The 18,321-nt window shown below is 46.9% G+C and carries 20 protein-coding genes, 1 tRNA gene and 1 riboswitch; of the genes, 11 read left to right on the top strand and 10 right to left on the bottom strand.

Features of this window, described 5'->3' with window-relative positions; translation table 11 throughout:
- Positions 1–207: 207 nt before the first annotated feature.
- The 5 genes from G9G57_RS23845 (at position 208) to thiE (ending at position 5,307) form a co-directional block, all read left to right on the top strand.
- Entirely contained in the window at positions 208–1,929 is a 1,722-nt protein-coding gene (locus G9G57_RS23845; protein WP_025365673.1) for an NAD-dependent malic enzyme, read from the top strand.
- A gap of 69 nt (positions 1,930–1,998) precedes the next feature.
- A riboswitch (TPP riboswitch) is annotated at positions 1,999–2,101 on the top strand.
- A gap of 132 nt (positions 2,102–2,233) precedes the next feature.
- Positions 2,234–2,923 (top strand): thiaminase II, encoded by a 690-nt coding sequence (gene tenA, locus G9G57_RS23840; RefSeq protein WP_153794446.1) that lies wholly within the window; start codon positions 2,234–2,236, stop codon positions 2,921–2,923.
- Between the two features lie 25 nt (positions 2,924–2,948).
- Complete coding sequence (thiM, locus tag G9G57_RS23835; protein ID WP_151255567.1) at positions 2,949–3,794, top strand: hydroxyethylthiazole kinase; 846 nt, start codon at positions 2,949–2,951, stop codon at positions 3,792–3,794.
- Positions 3,791–4,621, top strand: a complete 831-nt coding sequence (thiD, locus tag G9G57_RS23830) for a bifunctional hydroxymethylpyrimidine kinase/phosphomethylpyrimidine kinase (protein WP_153794445.1) — start codon at positions 3,791–3,793, stop codon at positions 4,619–4,621. Before thiM ends, thiD begins: the two co-directional genes overlap by 4 nt.
- Positions 4,618–5,307, top strand: a complete 690-nt coding sequence (gene thiE, locus G9G57_RS23825; protein ID WP_164965640.1) for a thiamine phosphate synthase — start codon at positions 4,618–4,620, stop codon at positions 5,305–5,307. Before thiD ends, thiE begins: the two co-directional genes overlap by 4 nt.
- An 83-nt stretch (positions 5,308–5,390) precedes the next feature.
- Here thiE and G9G57_RS23820 read toward each other — a convergent pair whose 3' ends face one another.
- Both G9G57_RS23820 and G9G57_RS23815 read right to left on the bottom strand, forming a co-directional pair.
- Entirely contained in the window at positions 5,391–5,543 is a 153-nt protein-coding gene (locus tag G9G57_RS23820; protein WP_164965624.1) for a hypothetical protein, read from the bottom strand.
- A 144-nt stretch (positions 5,544–5,687) separates the two neighbouring features.
- On the bottom strand, positions 5,688–6,029 hold the full coding sequence (locus G9G57_RS23815) for a winged helix-turn-helix transcriptional regulator (protein ID WP_107734868.1): 342 nt from the start codon (positions 6,027–6,029) through the stop codon (positions 5,688–5,690).
- A gap of 104 nt (positions 6,030–6,133) precedes the next feature.
- On the opposite strand from G9G57_RS23815, the gene G9G57_RS23810 reads away from it, so the two are divergent.
- Complete coding sequence (locus tag G9G57_RS23810; RefSeq protein ID WP_045244852.1) at positions 6,134–7,045, top strand: arginase family protein; 912 nt, start codon at positions 6,134–6,136, stop codon at positions 7,043–7,045.
- A gap of 135 nt (positions 7,046–7,180) precedes the next feature.
- Here G9G57_RS23810 and G9G57_RS23805 read toward each other — a convergent pair whose 3' ends face one another.
- Positions 7,181–7,435, bottom strand: a complete 255-nt coding sequence (locus G9G57_RS23805; protein ID WP_143069147.1) for a hypothetical protein — start codon at positions 7,433–7,435, stop codon at positions 7,181–7,183.
- A 65-nt stretch (positions 7,436–7,500) separates the two neighbouring features.
- The gene (locus tag G9G57_RS23800; protein WP_117289135.1) at positions 7,501–8,469 is read right to left on the bottom strand and encodes a LacI family DNA-binding transcriptional regulator; all 969 of its coding nucleotides are present in this window, start codon (positions 8,467–8,469) and stop codon (positions 7,501–7,503) included.
- A gap of 187 nt (positions 8,470–8,656) precedes the next feature.
- Here G9G57_RS23800 and G9G57_RS23795 point away from each other — a divergent pair, with 187 nt between their 5' ends.
- Positions 8,657–10,000, top strand: coding sequence for a 6-phospho-beta-glucosidase (locus G9G57_RS23795; protein WP_025365679.1), 1,344 nt, complete (start codon positions 8,657–8,659; stop codon positions 9,998–10,000).
- A gap of 215 nt (positions 10,001–10,215) precedes the next feature.
- Here G9G57_RS23795 and G9G57_RS23790 read toward each other — a convergent pair.
- Positions 10,216–10,289: transfer RNA gene (locus G9G57_RS23790), tRNA-Arg, on the bottom strand.
- A 175-nt stretch (positions 10,290–10,464) separates the two neighbouring features.
- Here G9G57_RS23790 and G9G57_RS23785 point away from each other — a divergent pair.
- Positions 10,465–10,758: a DUF4870 domain-containing protein gene (locus tag G9G57_RS23785; protein WP_031462107.1), complete on the top strand. Its 294-nt coding sequence runs from the start codon at positions 10,465–10,467 to the stop codon at positions 10,756–10,758.
- Between the two features lie 309 nt (positions 10,759–11,067).
- Here the strand turns inward: G9G57_RS23785 and G9G57_RS23780 are convergent, their stop codons facing one another.
- Positions 11,068–11,427, bottom strand: coding sequence for a hypothetical protein (locus G9G57_RS23780; RefSeq protein ID WP_031462108.1), 360 nt, complete (start codon positions 11,425–11,427; stop codon positions 11,068–11,070).
- 163 nt (positions 11,428–11,590) lie between these two features.
- On the opposite strand from G9G57_RS23780, the gene asnB reads away from it, so the two are divergent.
- Positions 11,591–13,435 carry an asparagine synthase (glutamine-hydrolyzing) gene (asnB, locus tag G9G57_RS23775; protein ID WP_113050794.1) on the top strand — a complete coding sequence of 615 codons (1,845 nt, stop codon included), beginning with the start codon at positions 11,591–11,593 and terminating at the stop codon, positions 13,433–13,435.
- 165 nt (positions 13,436–13,600) lie between these two features.
- Here asnB and G9G57_RS23770 read toward each other — a convergent pair whose 3' ends face one another.
- The 3 genes from G9G57_RS23770 to G9G57_RS23760 all read right to left on the bottom strand — a co-directional run bounded on the left by G9G57_RS23770 (position 13,601) and on the right by G9G57_RS23760 (position 16,146).
- Positions 13,601–14,233, bottom strand: a complete 633-nt coding sequence (locus G9G57_RS23770; RefSeq protein WP_013372746.1) for an XTP/dITP diphosphatase — start codon at positions 14,231–14,233, stop codon at positions 13,601–13,603.
- Positions 14,233–14,994 carry a ribonuclease PH gene (gene rph / locus G9G57_RS23765; protein WP_016818533.1) on the bottom strand — a complete coding sequence of 254 codons (762 nt, stop codon included), beginning with the start codon at positions 14,992–14,994 and terminating at the stop codon, positions 14,233–14,235. Before rph ends, G9G57_RS23770 begins: the two co-directional genes overlap by 1 nt.
- A 93-nt stretch (positions 14,995–15,087) precedes the next feature.
- Complete coding sequence (locus G9G57_RS23760) at positions 15,088–16,146, bottom strand: GerMN domain-containing protein (protein ID WP_016818532.1); 1,059 nt, start codon at positions 16,144–16,146, stop codon at positions 15,088–15,090.
- Between the two features lie 153 nt (positions 16,147–16,299).
- On the opposite strand from G9G57_RS23760, the gene G9G57_RS23755 reads away from it, so the two are divergent.
- Together G9G57_RS23755 and G9G57_RS23750 are read left to right on the top strand one after the other, a co-directional pair.
- The gene (locus tag G9G57_RS23755; RefSeq protein ID WP_016818531.1) at positions 16,300–16,857 is read left to right on the top strand and encodes a phosphatidylglycerophosphatase A family protein; all 558 of its coding nucleotides are present in this window, start codon (positions 16,300–16,302) and stop codon (positions 16,855–16,857) included.
- Positions 16,858–16,927: 70 nt separating this feature from the next.
- Positions 16,928–17,365 carry a GNAT family N-acetyltransferase gene (locus tag G9G57_RS23750; RefSeq protein ID WP_031462109.1) on the top strand — a complete coding sequence of 146 codons (438 nt, stop codon included), beginning with the start codon at positions 16,928–16,930 and terminating at the stop codon, positions 17,363–17,365.
- Between the two features lie 150 nt (positions 17,366–17,515).
- Here the strand turns inward: G9G57_RS23750 and G9G57_RS23745 are convergent, their stop codons facing one another.
- On the bottom strand, positions 17,516–18,301 hold the full coding sequence (locus tag G9G57_RS23745) for an SDR family NAD(P)-dependent oxidoreductase (RefSeq protein WP_025365685.1): 786 nt from the start codon (positions 18,299–18,301) through the stop codon (positions 17,516–17,518).
- Positions 18,302–18,321 lie beyond the last annotated feature (20 nt).

Genomic DNA, 18,321 nt, shown 5'->3' with positions numbered 1-18,321 from the left:
CCTGATTCATTAGGACTATTACCATACGAATTACAAGGTGAATCCGAAAACAAAATTAGTTCTATAGGATTAATAAAAAGATACACATATGGTCATTTTGTCATAGATTGATAGACGAATAAAACCAATTCGTACGTCCATACTATGGACAACATGTCATTTTTCATCATGAATAATTACTGAAATATAGGGAAAGAAGGTATTTTTATGGAAGCATTTCATGTCAATCGTGATGGGTCATTATCTACTCCCTTACGAGGAAAGGACGTGCTAGCAAACCCTCTTTTGAACAAAGGGGTGGCATTTACAGAAGAAGAACGCAAAGAACTGGGCTTGGAAGGAATTCTTCCTCCCACTGTCCTTTCATTGGAAAAACAGAGCGTTCGGGCATATCAGCAATTCCTGGCACAACCCACCATGCTGCGTAAAAATGCTTCACTTAACGACCTTCATAACCGGAATGTCGTGCTTTACTATCGGCTGCTAACCGACCATTTGAGTGAAATGCTGCCCGTAGTCTACACACCGACTGTAGGAACCGCCATTCAAGAATACAGCCATGAGTACAACCGTCCCGGGGGCGTATATTTATCGATAGATCATCCGAACGGTATCGGACAGGCGTTCTATAATTCCGGCTTGCGTAGTGAGGATGTTGACCTGATCGTGGTCACGGATTCAGAAAGTATTTTGGGAATTGGTGACTGGGGGGTCGGGGGAATTAACATTGCTATTGGCAAACTTGCTGTATATACAGCTGCGGCAGGTATTCATCCCGGGCGGGTGCTGCCCATTGTACTGGATGTGGGCACGAATAATGAAAAGCTGCTGAATGATCCGCTATACATCGGAAACCGTCATAAACGAGTTCGCGGAGAAGCCTATCATCAATTTATTGATACCTTTATCAGCAAAACGTTAACACAATTCCCGAAAGCGCTTTTGCATTGGGAGGATGTGGGCAGCGTGAACGCACGCCACATTATAGGGAAATACGGTCAAAACATTCTCACCTTCAATGATGACATCCAGGGCACAGGAGCAGTCACATTAGCTGCGATTGTTTCGGCGGTAGGTGTCACCAAAATTCCGCTACGTGAACAAAAAATACTTGTCTTTGGTCCAGGGGCAGCAGGAATCGGTAACGCCGACCAAATACGGAGCGCTATGATCGAGGACGGGCTTCCTGCAGAAGATTCTTTCAGGTCGTTTTGGGCCTTTGATTATCGCGGGCTATTAACGGACGATATGGAAGATGTACTCGATTATCAGAAACCATATGTGCGTAAAAAGGAAGAAATCAGCTCATGGGCCCGATCGGAAGACGGCAAAATACCGTTGCTGGAGGTCATCCGTCAGGTAAAACCTACAATCTTAATTGGGACTTCCGGTGTAGCGGGTGCCTTTTCTGAAGAGATTATCAAGGAAATGGCAAAGCATGTGGAACGCCCGATCATTATGCCCATGTCCAATCCTACCAATCTGGCTGAAGCGGTACCCGAGGATTTGATACGATGGACTGATGGCAAAGCATTGATTGCTACGGGAAGTCCCTTTGAGCCCGTCACCTATAACGGTACGAAATTTGAAATTGGTCAGGCGAACAATGCCTTTGTTTTCCCGGGACTGGGTCTAGGCGCAATTGTGGTCAAGGCCAAACGAATCACTCCTTCCATGTTTACCGCAGCAGCTGATGCCGTTGCCAACGCCGTAGATTCGAATGAACTTGGCGGCGCACTGCTGCCCCATATTCGAAAATTACGTGATGTTTCGTTTGCGGTTGCGGTTGCGGTAGCAAAGGCCGCAATTCAGGATCAGGTAGCTCAGGCACACCTTCCAAATATTGAGCAAGCCATTCGGGATGCAATGTGGAAACCGGAATATGTGAGGGTCAAAGCCGTGGAAAGTGTAATCCAACACCCTCACTAATCCTTCACTAGGCATAAGCAGTTTGACATAACATAGGAACGAATGTACAGTATTAGTCAAAAGAATAGGAAAGTCCACTAGGGGAGCCATTATGGCTGAGACAAGAATGAATCTTGGACCCTTTGAACCTGATCTAGTTCGTACTAGCGTAGGAAAGTGGAGCCTTCTATATAGGGTTTCAGGCGTTTTTGCGCATTGAACCTATGTTGAAGCCGCTCCAGTTTTCGGGGCGGCTTTTTGGCATTGTTCCGAGAATTGTATCTTACGGGACTTCTTATTCTCCATTTTTGTTGGAGGTGGGGAAATGAGTTTTTCGCAAGAGCTCCGTCAGCAGGCGGATGGCATTTTTCAAGCCATTTATGAGCATCCCTTTGTGAGAGGTATTGCTGAAGGAAATTTAACAAGGGAACAGCTGATTCACTATGTAAAACAAGACTTTGAATATTTGAGCGCCTACATGCGGATTTACGGCATCGCGATCTCCAAAAGCACGAGCCGGGAGGATATGGCTGTATTTAACGAACAGATCTCTTTTATTCTCAACAGCGAGGTTCATCCGCATCAAAATTTTTGTGCTATCGCAGGTGTCACCTATGAAGAGATGCAGGGATATCCACTCGCTCCGTCCGCTCATCATTATATCCGCCATATGCTGACCGTCGCACATGAGGGTAGTCTTGGGGAAATCATGGCCGTGCTGCTACCATGTCCATGGACATATCTTGAAATTGGACGCAGGCTAATGGATGAGGTAAGACCAGACGAGTCTCATCCGTTCTATGAGTGGATTTGCTTCTATGGCAACCAAATTGAAGATGTAACCTTCAAATATCGAGAGCGTGTGGATGCTTGGGCGAAAGTCGCCACGGCTGCCGAGCGAGAGCGGATGATTGAGCATTTTATGCTAAGCTGCCAGCTGGAATATATGTTCTGGGATATGGCTTATAAGCAGGAACAATGGCCCGTCCAGATGCGCGCTACGGTCTTGGAATAATCAGTATAGATGAGAGAGGATAAACATGATGAATATATGGGAACAAAGTTATTCGGCGCTCCTGACAAAGGTACAAAACAGCAACCCCCTCGTTCATAATATAACCAATGTGGTGGTCACCAACTTTACAGCCAACGGCCTATATGCACTAGGGGCTTCCCCGGTGATGGCTTATGCACCCGAGGAAGTAGCAGATATGGCCAAAATAGCGGGCGCCGTCGTGTTAAATATCGGTACGCTAAACCGTGAGCTGGTGGATGCCATGATCCTTGCTGGACAATCGGCGAATGCTCACGGTGTTCCAGTTCTGTTAGATCCGGTCGGTGCAGGAGCGACTAGCTTTAGAACCGAGTCAGCACTACGAATTCTAAACGAGGTTAACATCTCACTAGTACGAGGCAATGCAGCCGAAGTCGCTCATCTGATCGGAGAAGCCCGAGAAATTAAAGGGGTAGATGCAGGCGACAGTGCTGACAGCAGTAATGTCGATCTGGCAGTTCGGGCTGCGCAAACGCTCCATACCATGGTTGTCATCACTGGAAAAGAGGACGTCATCACCGATGGGGTTGAAGTACGATTGATTAGTGGCGGAGACGCGCTGCTTACGAAGGTAACCGGAACAGGCTGCCTGCTGACCTCTGTGTTGGGCGCCTTTGCAGCAGTTGAACCCAACCTGCTGCTCGCAGGCACAGCAGGTTTGGCATTTTACAGTGCAGCAGCTTCTCGAGCCGCAGCGCATACCGCAAAGCTGGGGCCGGGCAGCTTCCAGATTGCCTTTCTCGACGAGCTTGCCAAACTACATACTGGTTCGCTAGAGGGGCATGTCACGATCCGTGAAGCTGGAACAACTACAACAGGTGGTGCGCGATGAGAGACGTGCATGTACCGAGAGCGCTGACGATTGCCGGTTCAGACAGTGGCGGCGGGGCTGGAATTCAAGCCGATCTCAAAACCTTTCAGGAGCTTGGCGTATACGGCATGTCAGCTATTACGGCCATAACGGTACAAAATACTTTGGGAGTTCACGGTGTATATCCGCTGCCACAGGAAGCAACAGCGCAACAGATCGAAGCTGTAGGATCAGATCTTGGAGTCGACGCCCTAAAGACTGGCATGCTGTTTGATGCAGGCATCATCCGCCTGGTAGCCGAGCAGATCCGAAAGTTCGGCTGGGAAAAGGTTGTCGTCGATCCTGTAATGATTGCCAAAGGGGGCGCAAAGCTGCTGCAACCAGAAGCGGTGCAGGCATTGAACGACGACCTGCTCCCCTTGGCCCTGGTCGTCACACCAAATATCCCGGAAGCGGAGGCCTTAACCGGGATAAGCATACGTACGATGGAGGATCGCCGCGAAGCTGCGAGACATATTAGCAGCCGGGGTCCCAAATTCGTTGTGATCAAGGGCGGCCACGATGAGGAGAGCGAAAACAGCGGTCAGGTCATTGACCTGCTCTTTGACGGAACAGCCTTCACAGAGCTGGGCGGCAAGCGGGTGCGAACTGTCCACACACACGGAACAGGATGTACGTTCTCAGCAGCGATTACCGCTGAATTAGGGAAAGGCGTGTCTGTACCGGAAGCTATTTTGAATGGAAGAGCCTTCATTCAGGCGGCGATTGAAGATACGTTGTATCTGGGCCAGGGACACGGTCCAACCAATCATTGGGCCTACCGCCGTCGTCAGGAGATACTCCAATGAGCGGTCGAATATTACCTGAGATCATGCGGCGGCATTTACAGATGTATCTGGTTGTTGGAAGCGTGAACTGCCTCGCGGAACCAAGTCGGGTCGTGCAGGAGGCTCTTGCTGGCGGCACAACCATGATCCAGTTCCGGGAAAAGGGCCGTAGCGCGTTAACAGGGGTTCCTATGTTTGAACTTGCGCGTCAGCTACAAGATCTGTGCCACCACGCTGGTATCCCCTTTATCGTCAATGACGATGTGGAGCTGGCTCTTGAGCTCAACGCCGACGGTGTTCACATCGGTCAGGACGATGAATCGGCTGATTCTGTGCGTACGCGGATCGGAAACCGAATCCTTGGCGTCTCCGCCCATACGATTGAGGAAGCTCGTCGAGCCATTCTGCAAGGTGCGGACTACCTCGGCGTCGGACCCATCTATCCCACCATCTCGAAGGACGATGCTCAAGCCGTGCAGGGTCCAGCCATTTTGCATGAGATGCGCAAAGCGGGAATTGACCTTCCGATCGTCGGGATCGGTGGCATTACGGTAGACCGTGTGGAGGAAGTGGTAGGTGCGGGTGCCGATGGTGTAGCGGTGATTTCGGCTGTGACGCAGGCAAAACAAATTCGAGCTGCTGCAGAGGAACTAAAGAAAAAGGTAGTGCTAAGCATCAACCATCCGGGGATGTCCCCAAAACTATAAAGTGCCTTTAATAGTTCACGCAAGAGCCTCATTTACACTAATAAAGTAGAGATGAGGCTCTGTGTTGTCATAAAATTAATCTTTTACAGCTTGATTTCTTGTGTTCTTTTTTCAGCAATAAGTAATCCTAGCAAAATGTACCCCCTGTACAATATTCCCATGAGCAGAACAATACCAACGATTGAAACAAGAATAAGTAGAATATTCGCTACAAATAAAATAATTGCCATAGTCAAAAATATCCCCCCAAAAGATACTGATTTTTAAGCTTCCTATCCCCAGTGCACTTGAGCTCGTTGAATACCTGATTAACTATAAATATATGTCAATCGTCTTTTCTAATATTCGTATAGCATTCGAGAACAATTAGAAAACGATATTTAATTATATTGGTTTTGGGTTCCCCACTCACATAACCCTTCCAAAACAGGTAATAGTGTTTCCGCTTTTTCTGTGAGGCTGTACTCGACTTTAGGGGGAACTTGCGGATACTCTTTCCTATTTACCAATCCATCCGCTTCCAATTCCTTTAGCTGTGAACTCAATGTTTTATAAGTAATAGCTCCGATTTGTCTTTTCAGATCATTAAAGCGAACCACTTGGTTTTCGGCCAGAAGATAAATAATAACCATTTTCCATTTACCACCAATAACTGACACTGTATAACCAAAAGGTGTATCTTGAATGTTTTTAACTTTACCTTTATATTCAGCCATACTCATATGTACACTATCCTTTCGGGTAGTACCTATCAAATTAGTACGTACTACGTTTTTATTTGCGTTCAGTTTATACTAACCGTAATTTGAAGTAAAGGAGAGAAAATATGACTAAAACAATACGCCTGTTAATGCCGCAATGGCAAGGAGGAAACAATCCTAACTACTCTTTTGGAGCTGAACTGCTGGCTTGGCTAGCCCCAGACAATGATCAACCCCTTATTCATGTTCCAGTTCAAGCTTATGATGGAACTCCGCTTGATAACGAGAACGGTATGTATGGGAGAAAACAGCTACTTGAACAATTAGAGGCTGCTCAACATATCATTGACGCTCATAAGCCAGATCGCATAGTAATGTTTGGTGGTGACTGTTTAGTCGAGCAAGCCCCGTTTGCCTATTTGAACGAACGATACGGCGGAGAATTAGGGCTAATTTGGATCGATGCTCACAGTGATTTAGTTAGATATGTGGGCTATGATAACGGACATACATTACCACTTGGGAATCTGTTGGGAGAAGGAGATGAGGAGTTTGCAAAACATGTGAAAGTTCCTCTTAAGCCTGAAAATGTCTTTATCGCTGGATTAGCAGCTCCTACAGAAGAAGAAACAAAAGCATTTTCAGAGACATTTCAAAGGTTAGGTGTTACCACTACAGAAACAGATACTGAAGTAATTCAAAGATTAGGGATTCGAACTGCTGGGACCCAAGAGTTAACGACCAGTACCGAATCAATAAAAGAGTGGATTAAAGAAAGCGGCATCAAGCACCTGGCGATTCACCTTGATTTAGATGTACTTGATCCAAAAGCATTTCGTTCTTTATTATTCGCCAACCCTGAAGCTCCCTATAATCTTTCTCCTGCGGGAACAATGCAAATACCTCAACTACTTCATCTGATTAAAGAACTATCTGAAGAAACCGATGTAGTTGGGTTAGGTATAACCGAACATATGCCGTGGGATTCCATTAACTTAAAGAATCTGCTTGGGGAAATACCTATTTTGAATCATTAATTCTACTTACGATCTATACATGTTTTTTTGACTTAATTTTCGAAATGGAATTATTAGAAATTCGTTTGAATTAGAGTATTGTGTAAAGAAAGGACTCCTGGGGATTTATGCTGTTATGGAGTCCTTTTTTATTTTTTACTTTTTATTTTCATTTATTAATTTTAGTACTGGATTAAGGAACTCTTCAAAAAAGAAGTCGCCTCCCTCACCCGGAGTTAGTGCTTTATTATGATCAAAAGATTCGAAATCTTCTGGTACCGAAATATGATAGAGCGTGCCATTTTCCATTAATTCTCCTAAATCCTTATAAGCATTTGTTGGACGTGCAAAGCAGAGAACCCTAGAATTCTCAAGTATATATAAGTGAGTATCAGTTAACCTATATTGCATAAAATAACACCTCAATTATGTGACTTGAATAGCTCAGCACCGGATAAAAAGGAATACTCAGGAGATCAAGTAGTCGCTCGCTCTACTAATTTGAATTCCAAGGGATGTAATTCTTCATGAAGCCCCTCTAGGGCATTTCGAATCATAATGAATGCATTTTCCGCTTGCTTGTCAATCGGGTAATGAATGGTGGTTAAATCAAGCAAATGCGAAATTTCGGTGTTATCAAAGCCCACCACTGCAACATTACTCGGGATAGAAACACCGAGCCTACGTGCTTCGGTCAACAGCCCTGCAGCCAAATAATCGGTAGAACAAGCGAAGGCATCAGGCTTGTTGGATTGTTCGCCCCACCAGTGAGCAATTTGTTCACCCGCTTCTATTGAATTTAAGCCATAAAAATGCGGGAAAGCATCAGCGTTCAAATCATATTTTTTGCAAAAATCATGATAAGCCCGTATGCGCTCCTTCGTATTCAATCCCCTCATATTCCCATATACATTCACAATGCTGCGATAGCCTCTGGCATACAGATGCTCCAGCGCAAGCATGTACCCCTGATACTGGTCCATAAATACAGACGGGATTGCCTCAATGTTTACACGCTGCCATGTCACAATTGGACCATATTGGGTGTAGTGCTCAATCACACTCCACTCATTGACGCGAATCATACAGACCAAGGCGTCCAGTTGCTTTCTCCGCAACATTTCCAGTGCTTCAAGCTCCCGCTCCTTCTCTCCATTCGTAATAAATAGTGCCATATTAAAACCATGCTCCTGGGCATAGGTTGTAAATCCACGCACAAATGAACCCAATGAATCATTAAAAGAAATTGAAATAATTCCTATGAGCTTGGTCATGCCCTTTTTTAATGAAACCGCATTCAAATTAGGTACATAATCCAGTCGGTCTATGATCTCCTGTACACGCTGCCTTGTCGGTTCACTTACGTACGGATGGTTATTAATGACACGGGACACCGTTGCCGAGGATACACCCGCCAGCTTTGCAATTTCATGAATATTTGCCACATTTCTCACCTCGTTCTTTCTATTTTAGCATGTTCGTGTTTAGCATGTTTCGTGGCCCCGCCCTATAATTGTCACCTTCCCCAAATAAGTTTTTTAAAAGCGCTTGACCTGTAATGCATTACAGGGATTACAGTGAATTTGAGCTTAAGAAAGCGGTTTTAAAAAACATACTCAGGAGGCACTAACCATGAAAAAAGGCATAAAGATCGCAACTATTGGCGGAGGCTCCAGCTATACACCAGAATTAGTAGAAGGTTTTATCAAACGCTATGCAGAGCTTCCCATCCGGGAATTATGGCTGGTAGATATTGAAGCAGGACGCGAGAAACTGGAGATCGTAGGGGCCATGGCCCAACGGATGGTGAAAGCCGCCGGCATTGATTGTGAAGTACATTTGACACTGGATCGTCGGGAAGCCTTGAAGGATGCCGATTTTGTAACGACCCAATTTCGGGTAGGCTTATTGGAAGCCCGGATTAAAGATGAAAGTATTCCTTTGAAACACGGTATGATCGGTCAGGAAACCAATGGGGCTGGTGGGATGTTCAAAGCTTTTCGTACCATACCCGTTATCCTCAGTATCGTAGAAGATATGAAAGAACTGTGTCCGAATGCATGGTTGATTAACTTCACCAACCCTGCGGGCATGGTCACCGAAGCAGTGCTTCGTTATGGTCAGTGGGATAAAGTCATCGGATTATGTAATGTTCCAATCGGCGCGATCAAGAGTGCATCGGCTGTGCTGGACAAACCGGAAGAAGAGCTGTTCTTTAAATTTGCAGGAATTAACCACCTTCATTGGCACAAAGTTTATGATAAAACTGGAGAAGAATTAACAGAACAAGTTATCGAAGGACTGTATGCGCCTGGCGCAAAACCGGAGAAGGTCGTTGAAAATATTAAGAACATGCGCTTCCTGTATGATCAGGTTCGTCAATTGAAAATGCTACCTTGTCCTTACCATCGGTATTACTATATGACCGATAACATGCTTAAGGAAGAATTAGAGGAGGCCAAAAACGAAGGAACTCGGGGCCAAGTCGTCAAACGTCTGGAAGAAAGTCTGTTTGAATTGTACAAAGATCCGAATCTGGATTACAAACCAGAGGAATTATCCAAACGCGGCGGTGCGCATTACAGCGATGCTGCCTGTGAAATCATCAACTCTATTTATAACAACAAAGGCACATTGATGGTAGTTAGTACGCGTAACAACGGTGCGATTGATGATGTCCCTTATGATAGCGCCATCGAAGTAACTAGTGTCATTCGCGCGCATGGTGCGGAGCCTGTTAACTTTGGCAAATTCCCTCCAGCACAACGGGGACTGCTGCAAGTCATGAAGGCGATGGAAGAACTGACCATTGAAGCGGCGGTCACTGGTGACTATGCGACAGCACTGCAAGCCTTCACCTTGAATCCGCTCGTTCCAAGCGGCGATATCGCCCAAACTGTGCTGGATGAATTGCTGGAAGCACACAAAGAGCATCTGCCGCAATTTTTTGCTCATAAAGAGAAGGCGACAGTATAAAGCCAGAATCAATGATACTGCCGGAACACAAAAAAACTTCCTAATATTGAATTAGGAAGTTTTTGCTATACGTCCCAGGAGGGATACTCTCCCTACGGTCGAGACTGCGAAGTTTATGCTAACGATGCTTAGCTCCGACGTCCCCCCAAGGGGTTCTCATCCCACTGGAACACAAAAAAAACTTCCCAATATTGAATTAGGAAGTTTTTGCTATACGTCCCAGGAGGGATTCGAACCCCCGACCGACGGCTTAGAAGGCCGTTGCTCTATCCAGCTGAGCTACTGGGACAAAATGATAATCCATAAAACCTTATGTATTCAGTGCATTAATGATTATATCACATTTTGGGCAACTGTCAAAAGCATTTTTTCATTATACAGGAAAGCAGGCTGCAAAAGGAATCATTTGGACGCTAACGGGGTATTATGTACAAAGAACGATGCCAAAAAGGAGGGGTTAATCCGTGAGAGGCCTTTTGTCTTCACTTTGTTATTTTAGCATTTTTTTCGCACCTTTTCTGGTGCCGGTCATTGTGTGGATTGCAGTCCGGGACGAATATGTTCAGGGACACGCGAAAAAAGCCATTTTATCGCACATTTTCCCCATTATTGCGGCGATTCCGCTAGTTTATTTTATTATCACTGCCAATCATGCAGGCTCGGTTATCGGGTTTGTAATGCTATTCGTAGTGGTCTATCTCGGCGTTTTTGTCTATAACATCTACAAAGGGATCATGACGCTGCGTGAAGCGGCCTAATTCAAAAGAAGCCTCTCGCATTCGCAATTTTGACGAATACAGAGGCTTCTTCAGGGTCATTTATAAATGAGCGTTTCTCAGTTTATGACTGTTTATTTATTACCGAAGCGTCTAGGACTTCTTCGCACCTCATGTCTTACATTTTTCTCCATCACTTCTTCCGCGAACTCATTGTTATGAATATAACTGCTGCCTTTGTTTTTCTTATACTTCGCTTTGCCGTCTATGATTTCCCCCTCCTTTCACGCTGATCTGGCGATGGCGCCGGTGTCCAAATTAACAAAAGCCGAGGTAGTGCACACCATATCCTCATGCCCCGAACTCCTTGGCAAACTCTGTACTAAGCTGCCCATAGGAGAGCAACTCCCTTTTGAACTTTTCCCGTTCCTCACCAGCGGTAATGTGCGTAGAGTCCGTAAAAGCCTTGTCGGTCACTTCTTCAAATGCCGAATGCAGATTATTGTCATACCAATCCAGCTCCAGATCGGCATCATTGCGGATGATCCGTACCATGTCATAATCAGGCTGACCATCCTTCTGATTCGTAGCTGTGATATAAACCAGCAGCTCCGGGTCATCTGCGGCACCGGGACGCACTTCTACCTCAGCACAGCGCACTCCGTCAAGTTCAGTGAAGCGGCGTATTTTGGCATCCTTGATGTAGTACATTGTCTCCCTCCTTCCTCACGTGTAGGCGGGTTGCCCCATCTGTAGTTTTCGGAACGGACAGACATTTTATGCTTCATTTCGGCATATATACTGATGAACTGGGGATTTAGTTTTTGATTCATTCCAACACTGGATGAACACGACAAAGAGAGGATGAATAGACATGTGCGGAATTACAGGTTTCATACAGTGGAACGGAGATTTAATGCATCAATCTGAGCTGCTGCTGAATATGACGCAAACGCTCTCCGATCGCGGACCGGATGCTGCGGGTACCTGGATATCCAATCCGTGTGCCTTCGGACACCGAAGACTAAGCGTAATGGACCCGGAAAACGGCGCTCAGCCCATGATCCGGCAGCTTGAGGATATCACTTATACGATTGTATATAACGGGGAAATATATAACGCGCCTGAGCTGAAAAAAGAGTTGCAACAACGCGGGCATTTTTTCCGTACACAATGCGACACAGAGGTACTGCTCGAATCCTATATCGAATGGGGCCCGGATTGTGTAGATCGGTTGAACGGCATTTTTGCGTTTGCGGTCTGGGATAGTGAGCGGGAGCAGGTATTTCTGGCACGAGATCGACTGGGAGTGAAGCCGCTATTTTATAGCCAAACTGAAGATGTATTTGTATTTGGCTCCGAACCCAAAGCCCTACTCCAGCATCCAGCGGTAGAGGCAGCAGTAGACGCCGAGGGATTGGCAGAAATTTTTATCATTGGGCCTGCACGCACCCCCGGACACGGCGTCTATTCGTCGATGAAGGAGCTCCGTCCCGGGCATACCCTCACCTACAGCCGCGACGGCGTACGCATTCAAGCCTATTGGAAACTGGAAAGCATTGCGCATGAGGATAACACCGAAGAAACGGCACTCAAGGTACGACAGCTGTTAATGGATACCGTGGAACGGCAGCTTATTTCGGATGTACCGGTATGTACCTTATTGTCTGGCGGGCTGGATTCAAGTGCTCTGTCCGCATTAGCAGTTGATTATTACAAACGTACCGGGCAGGGACAAGTTCATACGTATTCAGTCGATTATGTGGACAACGACAAGCATTTTAAAGCCCATGCGTTCCAGCCCGGAGCCGATGCTCCCTGGATACAGCGGATGGTCGATGAATTAGGGACAAATCATCACTGGATTGAATTCGATACACCTGAAGTTGTAGCCGCTCTGAACAACTCCACGCTAACGCGGGATTTACCCGGCATGGCGGACGTGGATTCGTCACTGTATCTCTTTTGCCGGGAGATTAAAAAGGGCGCTACCGTTGCCATTTCTGGTGAAGCAGCGGATGAAGTGTTTGGCGGATATCCGTGGTTCCATCGGGAGGATATGCTGAACTCAGGCACATTCCCGTGGGCGGTTGCTCCCGATATGAGAGCGAGTCTGCTATCCCCTGAAGTGCGGGACTGGATCAAGCCGCTGGAGTATTTGAACGACCGTTACTCAGAAGCAGTCGGAGAAGTACCAAAGCTACCGGGGGAAACAGGAAAAGCTGCGCAAATGCGCGTCATGTCCTATTTGAACATCACCCGCTTTATGCCTACCCTGCTGGATCGCAAGGATCGGATGAGTATGGGGGTCGGACTCGAAGTACGGGTGCCGTATTGCGATCATCGGTTGGTGCAATATGTATGGAACATTCCGTGGAGCATTAAGATGACAGGCGGACGTGAAAAAGGTATTTTGCGCAAGGCGCTGGAGGGCGTATTGCCGGATGATGTGCTATATCGCAAAAAAAGCCCGTATCCCAAAACGCATAATCCCTCCTATCTTGCCGCTGTGAAAAAGCAGGCGCTGCAACTGCTGGATGATTCCTCTTCCCCACTGCTCAAGCTGATCGATACGAAAAAGATACGGGATATTGCCGCCTCACCGGAGGCATCCACCAATCTGCCTTGGTTCGGCCAGCTAATGTCGGGTCCTCAGTTGTTTGCTTACTTGACCCAAGTGGATAACTGGCTGCGCACTTACAAGGTGGCTATTCGATAAAATGTGCTAACTGCTTAAGCCGTAAACTACGAGATGGTAACCGCCTGTTTTTCTCAATGCATGCTATACGTGGAACAGAAAATACCAAAAAGGCTATCCGCGCCTATGACTGACGGATAGCCTTTTTTTCGTATATGACAGGTATATATTCAACCTGCTGCCAAACTATGCCTGTGGATTTCCCAGCTTTGTTGCCAAATTACGCAGGGCTATGCCTCGGTGACTGATAGCCTGCTTTTGTTCCAACGTCAGCTCCGCCATTGTCTTTTCAAACTCTGGCAAATAGAACAGCGGATCATACCCAAACCCACCGCTGCCCGCGGTTTCAGTCGTAATCCAGCCTTCCACGGAGCCCGTCGATTCCAACGTCTCCCCAGTCTGTGGATTATACAGAATCAAGGTACAGACGAATTGAGCCGGGCTCAGCAAAGGCTGTCCGGTATCATCACCAAGCTGCTTTGATTCCAGAACATCAAGCAGCTTGATATTGTTTTCGTGATCGCTGGCGCCTTCTCCCGCATAACGGGCCGAATATACGCCTGGCGCACCGTCCAGCAAGTCCACGCACAGGCCGGAATCATCGGCCAGCACAGGCAATCCGAGCACATCTCCCACCGCTTTGGCTTTTTTCAGCGCATTTTCGGCAAAGGTTGTGCCATCCTCAACGACATCAGGAATGTCTGGATAATCGTACATACTTCTGACTTCCTTGCCAAACGGCGCAAAAGCATGTGCAAATTCCCGCACTTTCCCTTTATTCTTCGTAGCGACAATGACAACCGGACCATCCAGTCGCATTAGGCCCCAGCTCCTGTACGTCCAGCACCGATCTTATCGGCAATCGGTCCGAGTACTTCTTTTTGGCGCTCGATCATTTGCAAAATCCCTTGTTCACCCAAGCTAAGCAGCTGATCCAATTCATGACGGTCGAATGGGCTTTCTTCCCCCGTACCTTGCAGCTCGACGTATTTTCCACTGCCAGTCATGACGAGATTCATGTCCACCTTAGCCTTGGAATCCTCTTCATAATTCAGATCCAGCAGCGCCTTGTCACCAACAACCCCTACGCTGACGGAAGCCAGAAAATCCGTAATAGGGAAAACAGGCAACTTGTGCTGGATCGCAATTTTATTTACTGCAATCGCCAACGCTACGAAAGAACCGGTAATGGAGGTTGTACGCGTCCCGCCGTCCGCCTGAATGACGTCACAGTCCAACGTAATCGTCCGTTCACCAAGCGCCTGCAAATTGACAACCGAACGCAACGCTCTTCCGATCAGACGCTGAATTTCCATAGTACGGCCTGTCAGCTTGCCGCGCGCAGCTTCACGCTGATTGCGGCTATGTGTCGCCCGCGGAAGCATGGAATATTCGGCGGTCACCCAGCCTTTTCCTTGACCCTTCATAAAGGGAGGAACGCGCTCTTCCACTGTAGCCGTACAGATGACTTTCGTCTCGCCAACCTCTATAAAAACAGAGCCCTCCGCGTATTTATTTACTCCTGCTGTCAATTTCATCGGGCGCAGCTCATCACCGTTTCGTCCGTTAGATCTACTCATGCTTTTTCCTCCTACGTCGTATGCAACCTGTTCTTATATGTTTATTTTACCAAAGTGTGCAGGCAAAAGCACCCCAATGACGATTCCCTGTCCTTAAAGAGGAATTTCGTTAATGTGCTGCGGCTTGGCTACAGGCTCTCCATAATTTTGATTATTTTGTCCAATCACGCTTTTCTCACCATTCAGTTCAATGCGAATCTTCGTTTTGACCGCATCATCCGAATTGTCCGCTGCTGTCAGTACGACCGATTCCAAAAATTCAGCAGGTACGGCCTCCCCTTTGGCAAACATATCATCCGAGAGTGATACCGTAATGACGTTATCTTTGGAGCGTTCTACCGATTTCAGCGCCGTCTCCCCTGTCATCACTTCCTGCAATCCATCCTTGGTCTGTGGACCTTGAATTAATTGATGTAGAGCGGACTGGACACGATCTTTTTCCGGACTGACCAGTCGTGTTACAGGTACATAATATTGTACTCCAGCAGGCGAAGATGAAGAGAAATATACGGTGACTGGACTGGAATCCAGAGGGGTCACACCATGACCGACCTCCAAATTAATCCCTACTGCGCGCGTGAGCGGATGGTCCAGTGGTGTGCCGCCAACAGGCATTTCGTTCAGCTTTTTACCATCCACCCAAATCTGCACGCTTTTAATATCGGGACGGTCGGTCAAGGTCCAAGTCAAGCTTTCCATTAATTTGCGTTCTTCCTGTGGCTTATAGTTGGCGAAAGATTTGTTAAATTCGACAACAGCCAGCTTGTTATCCTTGTCCACTGTCACACTTTTCACTTCTGTACCCTGAGGCAGTACACCTTTAAATCCTTCTGGTAATAAGCCGGCATAAGGCCCGCCCTCAACCAGTGTTTCCAGCGCCGACTTGGCATCTGCCTGTACATCGCCTGAAGCAATCGGTAAAGATACAGGGGCCAGCAAGCCGTTATGATCTTGCAAAAAAACAGCCCTCAACTGCCCGGTAGTGGCAGGTGCTTTTCCGGTTACAGCCTTAATCATGGACTGCTCTGTCGTGGACGGCGGAGGGTCAATGGACGCGGCTTCGTTGCCGAAAAGGCTGCATCCGGACAACAACAGGGGCAGGGATAGCAGCCCGGCTACAGAGGTCATACGCCATGGGTGTTTTATGTTCATAAATGAAGTTCCTCCCTAACAATTTTGTACAGATTGTACTAATATGTATACGAGCCCCGCGTAAAAAATAACTACTTTTTTAGCAGACTGGACACACTGGTCATAATTGCAGTAGAAAATTAGGATCTACACGAGGAGGGTAACTTCAACTTTATGGACAAGAAAAAAGTACCTTACAGCCTGAATAGTAAAAAGGTAGCCGATGCCACCCGTGAGTGGCTGCACAAGCGTGGTGTAAGTATGACTGAAATCGCAGAACTGGTTATGCTTCTACAGAAAAAATATTACCCGAACCTAACGATGGAAGAATGTATGGACAATGTGGACAAGGTGTTAATGAAGCGCGAGGTTCAAAATGCCGTGCTTACGGGCATCCAGCTAGATATTCTCGCGGAACAGGGGGCTCTTCTTCCCCCATTGCAGGATATGATTGAGAATGATGAGGGATTATACGGAGTGGATGAAATTCTAGCCTTTTCCATCGTCAATGTGTACGGCAGTATTGGATTTACCAATTACGGTTATGTCGATAAGCTCAAACCGGGTGTGCTGGAACGCCTGAACGATAAAAGCCTTGGGCCGATTCATACGTTTCTGGACGACATTGTGGGTGCGATTGCAGCCTCGGCCAGCAGTCGTATCGCCCATCGCAAGCAGGCAGAGCGCGAGCAGGAGCTTGGAGAAGAAAGCGCACCGAATACAACACGGTAACAATGACATGCCAGTTGCAAACAATGCGTTGGATTACAATAGATATATACAGGGTAAGGGAGAACTAGACATGGCAGACGTAATTGCAGGATATACATTCCGTACGATGCAGGCTGATGATTACGATCAGGCCATTGAGCTGTGGAATGGCTTAGACGGATTGGGATTAAGTGAGGCCGATTCACCGGAGCGGATTGCACGCTTTTTGCAGCGGAATGAAGGACTTAGCTTTGTCTGTGAGTACGCTGGAAACATCATAGGCACGATTTTAGCAGGCCATGATAGTCGCAGAGGGTTTCTGTATCATCTGGGTGTAGCCACAGAACATCGTGGTCATGGGATTGCGCCCAGACTGGTGGATAAAGCGTTATCTGCTTTGCTTAAAGAAGGTATTGATAAATGCCATCTGTTTGTGATGGAGCATAACATAGGAGGTCAACGCTTCTGGTCAGCTAACGGCTGGGAGAAGCGAGATGGGATTTTATTATATTCGCGAGATCTGGGATAGCATCTGAACGCTTGATCTATGTAAATTAGGAACGCCGGGGCTGCTGATTCTATTGAATTAGAAGCAATCAGACCCGGCATATAAGAAATCTCAGCTTATTGAGCGGTAATCCTGATTAAAGTATAGGCTATCTTGATTCTTAAATTGCAATCAATTTTGAGGTCGTAGTGTACGTTCCACAATGTTAAGTGTGGATTGACGAGAGAAAAATCGGGATACTTGGGCTACCCAATAGTTTTGTCGACCCGATATCATATGACTGCGCCCTTTTTCAAATGCTTTCAAGGCATTATTGACGACAGTCTGGGGTGTTTCTCTGGAACCTACAGAGGCTTCACTGGAGCCTACCACATCAAAAAATGAGGTTTCGGTTGCACCTGGACAGAGGGCGAGCACTTTGAGTCCTCGTTTTCGATTTTCGGCCCACAGCGCCTCGCTAAACGAAAGTACGAATGCTTTGGTTGCTCCATATACGGCCATATAGGGATCAGGCTGAAATGCAGCGGTGGATGAAACATTGATGAGTCCCCCATCCCGGTTACGCAACAAATCAGGCATAAATGCATGTGTGATATCGACTAAAGCAGCCACATTGAGCATCACTTCCTCATGCTGTCTTTCTCCTGAAACCTGCTCAAAGTACCCGTAGGTGGCAAAACCGGCGTTGTTAATCAGAAGATCTACCTTGAGTTGTTGATTTTGAACCTCCTGATGCAATGTTTGGGGAGCTCCCGATGAGGATAGATCGAGCGCAATCACCGTAGCTTTTACGTTATATTTAGCGGAGAGTTCTTTCGCCAGTGCTTTTAGTTTTTTTTCATTGCGCGCTACCAAAATGAGATTACATTGCTTAGCCGCGAGCGAATAGGCAAATGCCTCACCAATCCCGGATGAAGCCCCTGTGATGAGTGCTGTTTTGTTTGCATACCTAAACATGATGATGACCTCCATAGTAT

It is taken from the genome of Paenibacillus sp. EKM211P, assembly GCF_011066175.1.
In the GTDB taxonomy this organism is placed as follows: domain Bacteria; phylum Bacillota; class Bacilli; order Paenibacillales; family Paenibacillaceae; genus Paenibacillus; species Paenibacillus polymyxa.
Note: the sequence above shows the minus strand (reverse complement) of the source record. Positions and strands in the feature narration are given on the sequence as shown.

Coding starts and splice junctions, on each gene's coding strand:
- G9G57_RS23770 (WP_013372746.1), bottom strand. CDS start 14,233: ATGCGACTGGATGGTCCGGTTGTCATTGTCGCTACGAAGAATAAAGGG.
- G9G57_RS23845 (WP_025365673.1), top strand. CDS start 208: ATGGAAGCATTTCATGTCAATCGTGATGGGTCATTATCTACTCCCTTA.
- G9G57_RS23750 (WP_031462109.1), top strand. CDS start 16,928: ATGGCAGACGTAATTGCAGGATATACATTCCGTACGATGCAGGCTGAT.
- G9G57_RS23745 (WP_025365685.1), bottom strand. CDS start 18,301: ATGTTTAGGTATGCAAACAAAACAGCACTCATCACAGGGGCTTCATCC.
- rph (WP_016818533.1), bottom strand. CDS start 14,994: ATGAGTAGATCTAACGGACGAAACGGTGATGAGCTGCGCCCGATGAAA.
- tenA (WP_153794446.1), top strand. CDS start 2,234: ATGAGTTTTTCGCAAGAGCTCCGTCAGCAGGCGGATGGCATTTTTCAA.
- G9G57_RS23795 (WP_025365679.1), top strand. CDS start 8,657: ATGAAAAAAGGCATAAAGATCGCAACTATTGGCGGAGGCTCCAGCTAT.
- thiE (WP_164965640.1), top strand. CDS start 4,618: ATGAGCGGTCGAATATTACCTGAGATCATGCGGCGGCATTTACAGATG.
- G9G57_RS23805 (WP_143069147.1), bottom strand. CDS start 7,435: ATGCAATATAGGTTAACTGATACTCACTTATATATACTTGAGAATTCT.
- thiM (WP_151255567.1), top strand. CDS start 2,949: ATGATGAATATATGGGAACAAAGTTATTCGGCGCTCCTGACAAAGGTA.
- G9G57_RS23810 (WP_045244852.1), top strand. CDS start 6,134: ATGACTAAAACAATACGCCTGTTAATGCCGCAATGGCAAGGAGGAAAC.
- G9G57_RS23755 (WP_016818531.1), top strand. CDS start 16,300: ATGGACAAGAAAAAAGTACCTTACAGCCTGAATAGTAAAAAGGTAGCC.
- G9G57_RS23780 (WP_031462108.1), bottom strand. CDS start 11,427: ATGTACTACATCAAGGATGCCAAAATACGCCGCTTCACTGAACTTGAC.
- G9G57_RS23760 (WP_016818532.1), bottom strand. CDS start 16,146: ATGAACATAAAACACCCATGGCGTATGACCTCTGTAGCCGGGCTGCTA.
- asnB (WP_113050794.1), top strand. CDS start 11,591: ATGTGCGGAATTACAGGTTTCATACAGTGGAACGGAGATTTAATGCAT.
- G9G57_RS23815 (WP_107734868.1), bottom strand. CDS start 6,029: ATGAGTATGGCTGAATATAAAGGTAAAGTTAAAAACATTCAAGATACA.
- thiD (WP_153794445.1), top strand. CDS start 3,791: ATGAGAGACGTGCATGTACCGAGAGCGCTGACGATTGCCGGTTCAGAC.